12 protein-coding genes are annotated in these 12,844 nt (G+C 62.3%); 2 read left to right on the top strand and 10 right to left on the bottom strand.

Annotated features, from left to right (window positions below; all coding sequences use genetic code 11):
- Positions 1-9 precede the first annotated feature (9 nt).
- From nuoH to tnaA, 10 genes are all read right to left on the bottom strand, one after another.
- Positions 10-1,086: an NADH-quinone oxidoreductase subunit NuoH gene (gene nuoH / locus ACMHYJ_RS14590; RefSeq protein ID WP_414246916.1), complete on the bottom strand. Its 1,077-nt coding sequence runs from the start codon at positions 1,084-1,086 to the stop codon at positions 10-12.
- The gene (gene nuoG, locus ACMHYJ_RS14585; protein ID WP_414246915.1) at positions 1,086-3,416 is read right to left on the bottom strand and encodes an NADH-quinone oxidoreductase subunit NuoG; all 2,331 of its coding nucleotides are present in this window, start codon (positions 3,414-3,416) and stop codon (positions 1,086-1,088) included. The genes nuoH and nuoG overlap by 1 nt, the downstream gene beginning before the upstream one ends.
- A gap of 14 nt (positions 3,417-3,430) precedes the next feature.
- Positions 3,431-4,723, bottom strand: coding sequence for an NADH-quinone oxidoreductase subunit NuoF (gene nuoF / locus ACMHYJ_RS14580; RefSeq protein ID WP_414246961.1), 1,293 nt, complete (start codon positions 4,721-4,723; stop codon positions 3,431-3,433).
- Positions 4,724-4,797: 74 nt separating this feature from the next.
- Positions 4,798-5,283 carry an NADH-quinone oxidoreductase subunit NuoE gene (gene nuoE, locus ACMHYJ_RS14575; RefSeq protein WP_414246960.1) on the bottom strand — a complete coding sequence of 162 codons (486 nt, stop codon included), beginning with the start codon at positions 5,281-5,283 and terminating at the stop codon, positions 4,798-4,800.
- 28 nt (positions 5,284-5,311) lie between these two features.
- The gene (locus ACMHYJ_RS14570) at positions 5,312-6,565 is read right to left on the bottom strand and encodes an NADH-quinone oxidoreductase subunit D (protein ID WP_414246914.1); all 1,254 of its coding nucleotides are present in this window, start codon (positions 6,563-6,565) and stop codon (positions 5,312-5,314) included.
- A gap of 1 nt (position 6,566) precedes the next feature.
- Positions 6,567-7,184 carry an NADH-quinone oxidoreductase subunit C gene (locus ACMHYJ_RS14565; RefSeq protein WP_414246913.1) on the bottom strand — a complete coding sequence of 206 codons (618 nt, stop codon included), beginning with the start codon at positions 7,182-7,184 and terminating at the stop codon, positions 6,567-6,569.
- 81 nt (positions 7,185-7,265) lie between these two features.
- Entirely contained in the window at positions 7,266-7,742 is a 477-nt protein-coding gene (locus tag ACMHYJ_RS14560; protein ID WP_066457841.1) for a NuoB/complex I 20 kDa subunit family protein, read from the bottom strand.
- 15 nt (positions 7,743-7,757) lie between these two features.
- Entirely contained in the window at positions 7,758-8,117 is a 360-nt protein-coding gene (locus tag ACMHYJ_RS14555) for an NADH-quinone oxidoreductase subunit A (RefSeq protein ID WP_414246912.1), read from the bottom strand.
- A gap of 461 nt (positions 8,118-8,578) precedes the next feature.
- The gene (locus tag ACMHYJ_RS14550) at positions 8,579-9,802 is read right to left on the bottom strand and encodes an aromatic amino acid transporter (RefSeq protein ID WP_414246911.1); all 1,224 of its coding nucleotides are present in this window, start codon (positions 9,800-9,802) and stop codon (positions 8,579-8,581) included.
- 168 nt (positions 9,803-9,970) lie between these two features.
- Positions 9,971-11,389 carry a tryptophanase gene (gene tnaA, locus ACMHYJ_RS14545; protein ID WP_414246910.1) on the bottom strand — a complete coding sequence of 473 codons (1,419 nt, stop codon included), beginning with the start codon at positions 11,387-11,389 and terminating at the stop codon, positions 9,971-9,973.
- A 239-nt stretch (positions 11,390-11,628) separates the two neighbouring features.
- Between tnaA and ACMHYJ_RS14540 the strand changes: the two genes are divergently transcribed.
- A complete protein-coding gene (locus ACMHYJ_RS14540) occupies positions 11,629-12,291 on the top strand; it encodes a helix-turn-helix domain-containing protein (RefSeq protein WP_414246909.1) in 663 nt (220 codons plus the stop codon).
- 178 nt (positions 12,292-12,469) lie between these two features.
- Positions 12,470-12,790, top strand: coding sequence for a hypothetical protein (locus ACMHYJ_RS14535; protein ID WP_414246908.1), 321 nt, complete (start codon positions 12,470-12,472; stop codon positions 12,788-12,790).
- Positions 12,791-12,844: the final 54 nt, after the last annotated feature.

The raw sequence follows: 12,844 nt of genomic DNA, 5'->3' as shown, positions 1-12,844 counted from the left end.
ATGTTCCCCTTACTGCTGCCAGATGTTCCAGGGCGTCTGCATCCAGATCGCCACCACCACCAGCCAGACCCCCGTCAGGGGGATGAAGACCTTCCAGCCCAGACGCATGATCTGGTCGTAGCGGTAGCGCGGGAAGGTGGCGCGGAACCAGATGAACATGGACACGACGACGAAGGTCTTGATCCCCAGCCACAGCCAGCCCGGCACCCAGGTGAAGGGCGCGATGTCCAGCGGCGGCAGCCAGCCCCCCAGGAACATGACCGCGGCCATGGCCGACAGCAGGATCATGTTGGCGTATTCGCCCAGGAAAAACAGGGCGAAGCCCATGCCCGAGTATTCCACCATGTGCCCGGCGACGATTTCGGATTCGCACTCGGCCATGTCGAAGGGGTGGCGGTTGGTCTCGGCCACCGAGGCGATCACATAGATGATGAACAGCGGGAACAGCGGCAGCCAGTTCCAGGACAGGATGCCGACCCCGTGATCGGCGAACCAGCCGGCCCCCTGGCCCTGGACGATGCCGGAGAGATTGAGCGTGCCCGACACCAGCAGCACGGTGACCAGCACAAAGCCCACGGCGAGTTCGTAGGACACCATCTGCGCCGAAGCGCGCAGCGCCGCCAGCAAGGCGTATTTGGAGTTGGACGCCCAACCCGCCACGATGACCCCGTACACGCCCACCGAAGTGATGGCCATGATGAACAGCAACCCGGCATTGATGTTGGCCAGCACGACCTCGGGCTGGAAGGGAATCACGGCCCAGGCGGCCAGTGCCGGCGTCAGCGTGACAATGGGCGCGACGATGTACAGCACCGGATTGGCCTTGGTCGGCACGATGAGTTCTTTGGTCAGGAGCTTGAACACATCGGCGAACGGCTGCAGCAAACCCCGGTAGCCCACGCGGTTGGGGCCCAGGCGGATGTGCATGAAGCCGATCATCTTGCGTTCCCAATACGTGAGATACGCCACGCACAGGATGATGGGCACCGCGATGACGACGATCTTGACCAGGGTCCAGACGACCAGCCACGGGGTGGCGCCGATCATCTCGACGCCATAGGCGTTAAGGATATTCAACCAGTCCATTAGCGTCGCTCCAGCTGGATGGCGCCCGAGCCCATGCCCAGGGCCGCGGTCTGTTCAAAGGCGCCGGCAATGCGCACCGCATCGTCGGCCACGGTATTGTCTTCGGCCGCGATCAAGTCCGCGGCCCCATGGGCGCCGGCCACCCGCACGGCATCGCCGGCGGACAGGCCCTGGGCCTGCAGGGTGGCGGCATTCATGGCCGCCCGCGGGGGGGCCGAATTGACGTGCTCCTGCAGGGGCTGCGAACGGCGCACCAAGGCATCGGTGCGGTAGATGGGCAGCTCGGCCACGCGTTCCAGGCCGGCGGCGGGCGCCGCCGTGCCGGGCGCCCGGCGGATCTCGTTGGACAGGCGGCCGTCAATGCCGCCCACCATGACGGTATCGCGCACGGACTCGGAGGTTTCGTCATCGAAGCCTTGCAGGCCCAGCAGATTGCCCAGCACGCGCAGAACTTTCCAGCCGGGACGGGTATCGCCCACCGGCGCGGCCACGCCCTTGAAGCTTTGCACCCGGCCCTCGGCATTGACGAAAGAGCCGGAGGTTTCGGTGAATGGCGCAATGGGCAGCATGACATCGGCCCAGTTTTCGGCCGCCGAGCGGAAGGCGGTGAACGCCACCGCCATGGCCGAGCCCTGCAAGGCACGCACGGCCTGCTCGCCCAGTTCGCTGTCCAGCAGGGGCTCGGCATGCAGCACCAGATAGGCTTTCAGCGGATCGCCGCCCAGCATCCGGCGCGCATCCAGGCCGCCATCGGCGGGCACCGCGCCGGCCAGATAGCCGCCCACGGTATTGCCGCCGGGGGTCAGGAAGCCCAAACGCCCGCCCGCCAATTGGGCGATCAGCTGGGCATTGGCGGCCAGCAGGGCAACCTGGTCGTCGGCAACCGCCAGATTGCCCATGAACACGGCCACGCGTTCGCCGGACGCCAGGCTGCCGGCCACAGCGCGCGCGGCCTCGCCGGGCTGGACGCCCGCCAGGGTATCGGGCACGGCCTGGGATTTGAGACCCGCCAGGGCCACCGCGATTTCGGCCAGCGCCTGAGCCAGGCCGGAGGGCTTGACCGTGATGCGGCCGGTGACGGGCACCAGGGGATCGACGGCCACGCTGTCCACCAGGGACAGCTGCATGCCCTGCTTGGCGGCCTGGCGCAGGCGCTGCGCCATCAGGGGGTGATCCTTGCGCAGGAAAGACCCCACCACCAAGACGCGGTCGAGGGTATTGAGTTCGGCAATCGGCATGCCCAGCCACGGGGCACCCGCGCGCACGGCATCCAGGGCCGCGCCGTCGCCGCGCAGGCGGAAGTCGATATTGTCGGAGCCCAGGGCGCGGGTCAGGCGCGCCAGCAAGGCCAGTTCTTCGAGCGTGGCGGTTTCAGCGCCCAGCACCCCGATCTGCTTGCCGCCGCCGTCTTCGCGCACCTGATTCAGGCCCGTCACCACAGACTGCAGGGCATCCGACCAGGAGGCTTCGTGCCACTGGCCGTCGCAGCCGCGCACCATGGGCTGCCGCAGGCGGTCTTCGACATACAGGCCGGCATACGAAAAGCGGTCGCGGTCGCTGATCCAGCACTCGTTGACGGGTTCGTTTTCGAAGGGCACCACGCGCAGCACGCGATCCATCTTGGACTGCACCACCAGGTTGGCCCCCACGCTGTCGTGCGGGCTGACCGAGCGGCGACGAGCGAGTTCCCAGGTGCGGGCCCCCATCATGAAGGGCTTGGACAACAGAGCGCCCACCGGGCAGACGTCGATCATGTTGCCGGAGAGCTCGGATTCGACGGCCTCGCCCACGAAGGTGGTGATTTCGGAGAATTCGCCCCGGTTGAGCATGCCGATTTCCATGATGCCGCCGATCTCCTGACCCACGCGGATGCAGCGGGTGCAGTGGATGCAGCGCTGCATTTGTTCGGCGGAAATCAGCGGCCCCATGGGCTTGTGAAATACCACGCGCTTGGTTTCTTTATAGCGCGAGGCGGATTCGCCATAGCCCATGGCCAGATCCTGCAGCTGGCATTCGCCGCCCTGGTCGCACACGGGGCAATCCAGCGGGTGGTTGATCAGCAGGAATTCCATGACGGCGCGCTGGGCCTCGACGGCCTTGGGCGAACGCGTATGCACCACCATGCCGTTGGTGACCGGCGTGGCACAGGCGGGCAGTTGCTTGGGGGCCTTTTCGACCTCGACCAGGCACATGCGGCAATTGGCGGCAATGCTGAGTTTCTTGTGATAGCAGAAATGGGGGATGTACAGCCCGGCCGCGTGGGCAGCCTGGATGACCATGCTGCCTTCTTCGGCTTCGACTTTCAGCCCGTCGATGGTGAGTTCTACCATGGCGTGTCCTGACCCTACAGATACTTGGCGACCACACAATCCTTGTGGTCGACGTGGTGGACGAATTCGTCGCGGAAATGCTTGATGAAGCTGCGCACCGGCATGGCGGCGGCGTCGGCCAGCGCACAGATGGTGCGGCCCATCATGTTGTGCGCCACCGAATCCAGGGTGTCGATGTCGTCCATCGTGCCCTGGCCGTGTTCCATGCGCTGCATCATGCGGTACAGCCAGCCGGTGCCTTCGCGGCAGGGCGTGCACTGGCCGCAGGATTCTTCCATGTAGAAGAACGACAGGCGCATCAGGGACTTGACCATGCAGCGGGTTTCGTCCATGACGATGACGGCCCCCGAGCCCAGCATGGATCCCGCCTTGGCGATGGAGTCGTAGTCCATATTGGTGGCCATCATGATGTCGGCGGGCAGCACCGGCGAGGACGAGCCCCCGGGGATGACGGCCTTCAGCTTGCGCCCGCCCTTCACGCCGCCGGCCAGTTCGAGCAGCGTGGCAAACGGCGTGCCCAGCGGGATTTCATAGTTGCCGGGACGCTCGACGTCGCCGGAGATCGAAAAAATCTTGGTGCCGCCGGCTTTTTCGATGCCGGCTTCAAGGTAGGCCTGCGCCCCCATCTGGAAAACGAACGGCACCGCGGCAAAGGTCTCGGTGTTGTTGATGGTGGTGGGCTTGCCGTACAGGCCGAAGCTGGCCGGAAACGGCGGCTTGAAGCGCGGCTGGCCTTTTTTGCCTTCGAGGGATTCGAGCAAAGCGGTTTCTTCACCGCAGATATAGGCGCCGAAACCATGGTGCGCATGCAGCTGGAAGGAAAAGTCCGTGCCCAGGATGTTGTCCCCCAGGAACCCGGCCTCGCGGGCCTGTTCCAGGGCTTCTTCGAAGCGGCTGTAGATCTGGAAGATTTCACCGTGGATGTAGTTGTAGCCCACGGACGCCCCCATGGCGTAGCCGCCGATGATCATGCCTTCGATCACGGCGTGGGGGTTGTAGCGCAGCAGGTCGCGGTCTTTGAACGTGCCGGGTTCGCCTTCGTCGGAATTGCAGACCACGTATTTCTGGCCCGGCAGCTTGCGCGGCATGAACGACCATTTCAGGCCGGTGGGAAACCCGGCCCCGCCGCGCCCGCGCAGGCTGGACGCCTTGAGTTCGGCAATGACGTCGTCCGGCGTCATGCCGGTGGTGAGGATTTTTTTCAGGGCTTCGTACCCACCGCGCGCGATGTAATCCTGAAGACCCCAGTTCTCGCCGTCGAGCCCAGCCAGCAGCATGGGCTGGATGTGGCGGCCATGGAAGATCATGCTGCGCGCCGGGTCGTCGCCCAGGCCGGGATTCAGGGCATCCGTGCCGTATTTTTGCAAGACATCCAGGGCACTCATGCCGACTCCTTCAGTTCGCGGATCAGGGCGTCGATTTTTTCGGGTTGCATGCGGCAGCACATGTGCTTGTCGTTGGCAATCACCACCGGGGCATCGCCGCAGGCGCCCATGCATTCCCCTTCCATCAGGGTGAACAGGCCATCGGGCGTGGTCTCGTGGAAATCGATCCCGAGCTTGTCCTTGAGGTATTGGGCCGACTGCGTGCTGCCCTGCAAAGCACAGGGCAGGTTGGTGCAGATGGTCAGCGTGAAGCGGCCCACCGGCTGGGTGTTGTACATGGTGTAGAAAGTGGCGACTTCCTGCACCGCGATGGGCGGCATGCCCAGGTAGTCCGCCACGTCGCGGATCACGTCGGGCGACACCCAGCCCTTTTCGGCCTGGGCGATGGTCAGCGCGGCCATCACGGCGGATTGTTTCTGTTCCGCCGGGTATTTGGCGGTTTCCCGGTCGATGTCCCGGTAGGCTTGTTCGGAAAGCAGCATCGTCATGGTTCCTGTGATGTCCGTGCCTTTAACGGTCGATTTCGCCAAACACGATGTCCTGGGTACCGATGATGGTGACCACGTCGGAAATCATGTGGCCCTTGGACATTTCTTCGAGCGCGTGCAGATGGGCGAAGCCCGGCGCGCGGATCTTCATGCGGTAGGGCTTGTTGGCGCCGTCCGACACCAGGTAGATGCCGAACTCGCCCTTGGGGTGCTCGACCGCCGCGTAGGCTTCGCCTTCGGGCACGTGCATGCCTTCGGTAAAGAGCTTGAAGTGGTGGATCATGTCTTCCATGCCGGTCTTCATGCGTTCGCGCTTGGGCGGGGCGACCTTGTGGTTGCCCGTGATGACGGGGCCGGGATTGTTGCGCAGCCACTCGATGCACTGGCGGATGATGCGGTTGGATTGGCGCATTTCTTCGATGCGGCACAGATAGCGGTCGTAGCAATCGCCGTTCTTGCCCACCGGGATGTCGAATTCGACCTTATCGTAGACTTCGTAGGGCTGTTTTTTACGCAAATCCCACTCGATGCCCGAGCCGCGCAGCATGGGGCCGGTAAAGCCCAGCGCCAGGGCGCGTTCGGGCGACACCACGCCGATGTCCACCAGGCGTTGTTTCCAGATGCGGTTGTCCGTCAGCAGGACTTCGTATTCGTCCACGCAGGCGGGGAAGCGGTTGGTGAAGTCTTCGATGAAATCCAGCAAGGAGCCGGAGCGCGCTTCGTTCATGAGGCGCAGTTCTTTGTCTGAACGGTACTTGGAACCCTTGTACTGCGGCATGGTATCGGGCAGGTCTCGATACACGCCGCCCGGGCGATAGTAGGCCGCGTGCATGCGGGCGCCGGACACGGCCTCGTAGCAGTCCATCAGGTCTTCGCGCTCGCGGAAGGCGTACAGGAACACCGCCATGGCGCCGACGTCCAGGGCGTGCGAACCCAGCGACATCAGGTGATTGAGGATGCGCGTGATTTCATCGAACATCACGCGGATGTATTGCGCGCGCAGCGGGATCTGGATGCCCAGCAGGCGTTCGACCGCCATGCAATAGGCATGCTCGTTGCACATCATGGACACATAGTCCAGGCGATCCATGTAGGGCAGAGTCTGCAGGAACGTGCGGTGCTCGGCCAATTTTTCGGTGGCGCGGTGCAGCAGCCCGATGTGCGGATCGGCCCGCTGGACGACTTCGCCGTCGAGTTCGAGCACCAGGCGCAGCACGCCGTGCGCGGCCGGGTGCTGGGGGCCGAAGTTGAGGTTGTAGTTCTGGATTTCTGCCATATCAGTACCGCTCTATGCCGTAATGGTCTTCGCGCACCACGCGGGGCGTGATCTCGCGCGGTTCGATGGTGACGGGCTGGTAAACAACACGTTTTTGTTCGGCGTCGTAGCGCATTTCCACATGCCCGGAAATCGGGAAATCCTTACGGAAGGGATGGCCGATGAAACCGTAGTCGGTCAGGATGCGGCGCAGATCGGGGTGGCCTTCGAAGACGATGCCATACAGGTCGAAGGCTTCGCGCTCGAACCAATTGACGGATGGCCAGACATCGACCAGCGACGCCACCACGGGAAACTCGTCGTGCTCGGCGTAGACCCGCGCCCGCAGGCGCCAGTTGTGGGTGACCGACAGCAGGTGGACGACCACGGCGAACCGGCGCGGGTGGGTGTCGGTGTGGTCGGCGCCATACGTGGGCGCTTTCCAGGCGGAATAATCCACCCCGCAAAGATCCATACAGGATTCGAAGCGCAGGCTGGCATTGTCGCGCAGCGTGCGGCACACGTCGGCCCAGGCGGACTGGGGCAATTGCAGGGTGAGCTCGCCCCGGGATTCGGTCAGGTCGATCGAGCTTCCCAGGACATCGCGTAAATTGGTTTCTAGTGTCTGTAGCCGTGTCATATGCAGATCGTCAGGGTCGGATCAAGGGGAACGCCCGGCGCGGGCTGGGCCAAAGGCCGTGGCGCCCGACCGGGCATCCCGCTAGCGGGCGATGGTGTTGGTCAGGCGGATTTTGTTTTGCATCTGCAACAAGCCGTAGACCAGGGCCTCGGCCGTGGGCGGACAGCCTGGCACATAGACATCGACGGGCACGATGCGGTCGCAGCCGCGCACCACCGAATAAGAATAGTGGTAGTACCCGCCGCCATTGGCACAGGACCCCATGGACACCACCCAGCGGGGTTCCGGCATCTGGTCGTAGACCTTGCGCAGGGCCGGGGCCATTTTGTTGCACAGTGTGCCGGCCACGATCATCAGGTCGGACTGGCGCGGACTGGGCCGGAAGATGATGCCGAACTGATCCAGATCGTAGCGCGCCGCGCCCGCGTGCATCATTTCGACCGCGCAGCAGGCCAGGCCGAAAGTCATGGGCCACAAGGAGCCGGTTTTTGCCCAGTTGAGGAACTTGTCCGCACTGGTTGTCATGAAGCCTTTTTCCATGACGCCTTCTACAGCCATTTTGCTTACCCCCAATTATTCCCAGTCGAGCGCCCCGCGGCGCCATTCGTAGATAAAGCCCACCGTCAGGATGCCCAGGAAGATGGCCACCGCCCAGAAGCCCACCATGCCCACCGCGCCATTGGCCATGGCCCACGGGAACAAAAAGGCGATTTCCAGGTCGAACATGATGAACAGGATGGCCACCAGGTAGTAGCGCACATCGAATTTCATGCGCGAATCCCCGAAGGATTCGAAGCCGCATTCGTAGACGGAGAGTTTTTCGGCATCGGGGACATTACGCCCCAGCAAGCGCCCAGCCACCAGCAGCGCCGAGCCAATCAGTGTCGCAACAATGATGAAAAGCAGCACCGGGAAGTACTGTTCTAGGTTCATGGATGGCCCCTGCCAAAGAAGATCAAACTACGGGATTGTAGCATTTCGACAAGCACTGTCGCCGGGCTGGCCCGGCGCGTGAACACATTTGATGGCAATCAAGTCAGGGAAGCATGAAACGCCTTTCAGCCACCTGAAAGCGTCAGGGGAATGCACACGGGATCGGCATGTTTTTGAGCCGATCCACTTCTGAAAACAAGGGGATACCGGCGTTTCCCATGCAAGCCGCCACGTTGCGCAAGCGCCGGGGGCCGGCATCGAAGCGGGCGCAAAAAGGGGGCGAAAAGGCACAACCCGCCCGGCACGGCGCACGGCGATGGGCGGCCGAACAGCGCGTTCCGGGACTTTTTAACCTTGAAACATATCGCCCAAGCCGGCGGCGTCCTCGACAGTTGGCGGCCCGGTTCGTCGAAGCCGCGCCGAAGAACCACCAAGGCGCCCCGGGCCGCGACAGCAAACCGCTACAGCATATACACCGGCAGAAGATCCGCCATGTTCAGCAAATGGAACACGGCGGCCAGGCAGCCAAAAATGATCACCCCCCATGCCAAAGCATTGCCGCCAGGGCATTGAAAACCGCCCGGCGCGCGCGTCGGGTGCAAGCGCCGGCTTTTCAGCACCAGCAAGCCTGGAATAATGCACGTCCAGATGGTGGCGACCGCCCCCGCATAGCTGATGGCGACCACAAAACCGAAGGGCACCAGCAGCGACCCCAGCAAAGGCGGCACGAACGTCACCAACGACGTCTTGAAGCGGCCCAGACGGCTGTCGTCGATGCCCATCAGGTCAGCCATGTAGTCGAACAGCCCAAGGCCCACCCCGATGAACGAGGACAGGATGGCGGCCATGGAAAAGGCCGTCAACACGGTGTCCACATACTTCGAGGATACCGCGCCGCCGATGGCGGCCAGCAAGGTATCCACGTCCCCGCCCGCCGCCATGACCGGGCCGAAGCCCGGGCGCGGGACATTGCCGAACACCCCCAACAGCCACACCACATAGAACACCACCGCGATGCCGGTGCCGCCCAGGATCGCCCAGCCTGCGCGGCGCTCGTCGCGATAATAGATGCGCATCGAGGCCACCGAATGGTGGTAGCCGAACGAGGTGACCGCCACCGGCACCAGCACCAGGGCGTACTTGGCATAAGCGGCCTCGGATTCGCCTTGGTCGAACAGCAGCGCCAGATCGATGTTGGCCACCAGGCCATAGACGCTGAAGCCGAAAGTACCCACCATCAGAATGATGAGCAGCGTGGAGATGCGATCCACCAGGCGGGTGGACCACCAGACGAAAGCGCCGAACACGACGACGTAAAGAATGGCGGCCAGCTTGCTGTCCAGGCCCAGCATGCCCTGCAAAATGGCGCCCGCGGTCGTGGTGTAGGCATACAGCAGGATGGCGCCCACGAAATACACGGCCAAGTTGTTGATCACGCCCACCGCCGGGCCCAACAGTTCGTTGGTCACCGTATGGAACGAAGCGCGGATATTGCTGAAATGCTTGAAGGTTTCCAGCAGCATCCAGCCGGAGGCGGTCATGACCACCATGGTCAGGACGATGACCAGGATGGACCAGAAGGTCCAGGCCCCGGCGCCGGCGCTGGGCAGGGCCAGGATGCCCGCCCCCACGCACACGCCCGCCACGATGCAGGCACCGCCGAAAATCGAGGGCGATTGATTCATATTGTCTCCAGAGTTTTATTTATATGCTGCAAAGCCATGCCGAAAGCGGCATGGCGAATGATGGCTTGGCCGGTGAAATCGTCCATCCGCCTGGTTTCCGGGCCAGCGCCAGGCAGCCAGGCAGGCCCGGGCCCGGCGCACAAGGCGCCGCCCCCGGCGGCCCCGGTTTTAACCGATTTCTTTCAGGCGCGCAGTGAAGTGGCGCAACACCGGCGGCTCGTAGATGAAATCCAGGCCCTTGATGGCGCCGGCCCCCGCCTTGACCCGGGCAAAGGCCTCGATGATGAAATCCATATGGGTCTGCGTGTAGGTGGCCCGCGGGATGGTCAGGCGTAGCAGTTCGGCCGGGCATGCCATTTGCCGGCCGGTTCGGGGATCGCGCCCCTGCAGCAATGAGCCGATTTCCACCGCCCGCACGCCGCTGGTCTTGTAAAGTTCGCAACTGAGCGCCTGGGCGGGAAACTGCGTGCTGGGAATATGCGGCAGCAGCTTTTGCGCATCGACGAACGCCGCATGGCCGCCGGCCTGCTGGCACGGGATACCTGCGTGTTCCAGCCCATCGACCAGGTATTCGATCTGGCGAATGCGATAAGCCAGCCAGTCCTCGCGCATGCCATCGCGCAGCCCCACAGCCAGGCGTTCCATGGCACCGCCTTCCAGCCCGCCATACGTGGGGAAACCTTCCTGCAACACACACAGCGTGCGGCATTCGTTGTAGACGTCTTCCAGGGACTCGTCCCGGAAGCACAACAATCCGCCCATGGGCACCATCGGGTCTTTCTTGGCCGACATGGACAGGATATCGCCGTACTTATAGGTTTCCCGGGTGATTTCCTCGATGCTCCAGCCTTTGTATTCGGCTTCGCGCTGCTGGATGAAGTAGGCATTTTCAGCAAACCGGGCCGAATCGATCACCAGGGGGATGTCGTGTTTCCGGGCAATGGCATGCACGGCCTTGAGGTTGGCCAGCGATACCGGCTGGCCGCCCGCCGAATTATTGGTGATCGTCGCCACGATATAGGGGACGTGCTGCGCGCCGACCGCCGCGATGGCCCGCTCGACGCGGGCCAGGTCGAAATTGCCCTTGAAGTCCGCCCGCGCGGCGGTCTCGAAGGCTTCCTCGGTATAGGCATTGACCACCTGGCAGCCATTGACCTGCGTATGCCCTTGCGTCGTATCGAAGAAATAGTTGGAAATCGCGGTCATCTTGCCGCGATCCAGGCCCTTTTCCTTTTCGCGTTTCTTGATCAGCGCCGGGATGTAGAGCTGTTCGGCGCCACGCCCCTGATGGGTGGGAATGGTGTACTGGTAGCCGAACACCGCCCGCACCGTGTCGCGCAGACGATTGTAGCTGCGGCTGCCCGCATAAGCCTCATCGCCGCGCAACATGGCGGCTTGCATGTCCTGGGTGACGGCGCCGGTGCCGCTGTCGGTCAGCAAATCAATGAACACGTCTTCGCTGTCCAGCAGAAACGGATTCATCCAGGCTTTTTTGATAGCGGCTTCCCGATGGGCGCGGGTAGTGCGCTTGACGGGTTCGATCACACGAATCCGAAAGGGTTCTGGCAGGTGCTTGAAATTTTCCACAACAATATCCAGGAGTTGACAGTGATAAACAAGAGAGCAAATTGTTTGAGAAATCAATAAATTTTTATCAAAAATCGTATTTTGTTTTAATTTATAGGGAATTCAACGTTATTTTGTCTCATGAAAGAGAGTAAAACCATATTAAATGATGAAATATTTATCAAAATAAGGGTTTACCCAATATTTCTTGATAAACAAACAATAAAATGATAAAAATTTATTGATTAATAGGGGAAAATATGCGACACAACATCGGCTTGATCAATTTTCTGGGCCAGGTATTAGGGCCGGATTACGGCATCGCCCTGTACGAACGCACGGGCGCCGATTTCACGGCGATTGCCGTCAGCAACGGCCATCTCTGCGATTGCGGGCTGGGCGCCGCACTGCCCGCCGCCTTGCGGCAGCGCCTGGAGCAAGATGCCAGCCAGGCCGATACGCGGGTCACACCGGTGGCCCATGTCACGCGTCAACAAAAAACCCTGCGCGCCTCGATCCATCCCTTGTATGACCTCAACGGCCGATTGGAAGGAGCCATCTGTATTTATTTCGACGACAGCCGCTACCGCAGCCTCAGCGCCCAGTTGCTGCGCCTACGCCACCCGGACAGTTTCGTGGATCATTATTTCGAAGCGTCGCCCGCGCACGATTCGGCAGCGCCCGCCATCGCCGCCGGACCCGCCGCCGAAGCCCTGAGCCCAGAACGCGTCTTGCAAAAATACTTTCCACCCAGCGCCCTGCCAGCGCCCGGCAAGTTGAGCGCCAAAGAGCGCAAGGCATTGGTCGGGAAACTGATGGAGTCCGGTTTTTTTGAGCTCAAAGGGGCGGTTCCCGCGCTGGCCAAGCACATGGCTTGCTCACCCGCTACGGTGTATCGATATGTGGCGCGGCAAAAGGGATGACCGCCGGGCGGCTCTGTAAAAAGCAAAGGGGGAAAACACAGGGAATCGGAAACAACAGGACAGTCGTCTGAAAACCAGGGAAGGCCAGAAAACCGGGTATGCCTTTTCTGTCCCCCTGCCGCCCTGGGGCCGGATGATCCCCGGAATAATGAGGCATCCATGCATCTGGATGTCCGTCATGCCCAAACGCCCGCCCCCGCACTCTTCCACTGCCGACGACCACGACAGCCCCTGGAAGCTGGCGCTGGAACTGTACTTCCCGCAGGCCCTGGCCCTGCTGGCCCCCGCGCTGCACCAGGCCATCGACTGGACAGTCCCCCCAGAGTTTCTCGATAAAGAACTGCAAGCCATTGCTTGGCCAGGCAAAAAAGGCCGCCGCCTGGTCGATAAGCTGGCGCAAGTGCGCCTGCGCGACGGCACGCGTGCCTGGCTGCTGATCCATGTGGAAGTCGAACACCGCCTGGACGGCCCGCAAGTGTCAACGCCGACTGAAAACTGACCCACTTTCGTCGGAATCGTCGGAGTAAATCTGACCCACCCCGGCGTCCAAAAA

It is taken from the genome of Castellaniella hirudinis (genome assembly GCF_047468865.1).
Classification (GTDB): Bacteria; Pseudomonadota; Gammaproteobacteria; order Burkholderiales; family Burkholderiaceae_B; genus Castellaniella; species Castellaniella hirudinis_A.
This window is presented reverse-complemented; position numbering and strand designations above follow the sequence as displayed.

Coding starts and splice junctions, on each gene's coding strand:
- nuoH (WP_414246916.1), bottom strand. CDS start 1,086: ATGGACTGGTTGAATATCCTTAACGCCTATGGCGTCGAGATGATCGGC.
- nuoG (WP_414246915.1), bottom strand. CDS start 3,416: ATGGTAGAACTCACCATCGACGGGCTGAAAGTCGAAGCCGAAGAAGGC.
- nuoF (WP_414246961.1), bottom strand. CDS start 4,723: ATGATCTTCCATGGCCGCCACATCCAGCCCATGCTGCTGGCTGGGCTC.
- nuoE (WP_414246960.1), bottom strand. CDS start 5,283: ATGCTGCTTTCCGAACAAGCCTACCGGGACATCGACCGGGAAACCGCC.
- ACMHYJ_RS14570 (WP_414246914.1), bottom strand. CDS start 6,565: ATGGCAGAAATCCAGAACTACAACCTCAACTTCGGCCCCCAGCACCCG.
- ACMHYJ_RS14565 (WP_414246913.1), bottom strand. CDS start 7,184: ATGACACGGCTACAGACACTAGAAACCAATTTACGCGATGTCCTGGGA.
- ACMHYJ_RS14560 (WP_066457841.1), bottom strand. CDS start 7,742: ATGGCTGTAGAAGGCGTCATGGAAAAAGGCTTCATGACAACCAGTGCG.
- ACMHYJ_RS14555 (WP_414246912.1), bottom strand. CDS start 8,117: ATGAACCTAGAACAGTACTTCCCGGTGCTGCTTTTCATCATTGTTGCG.
- ACMHYJ_RS14550 (WP_414246911.1), bottom strand. CDS start 9,802: ATGAATCAATCGCCCTCGATTTTCGGCGGTGCCTGCATCGTGGCGGGC.
- ACMHYJ_RS14540 (WP_414246909.1), top strand. CDS start 11,629: ATGCGACACAACATCGGCTTGATCAATTTTCTGGGCCAGGTATTAGGG.
- ACMHYJ_RS14535 (WP_414246908.1), top strand. CDS start 12,470: ATGCCCAAACGCCCGCCCCCGCACTCTTCCACTGCCGACGACCACGAC.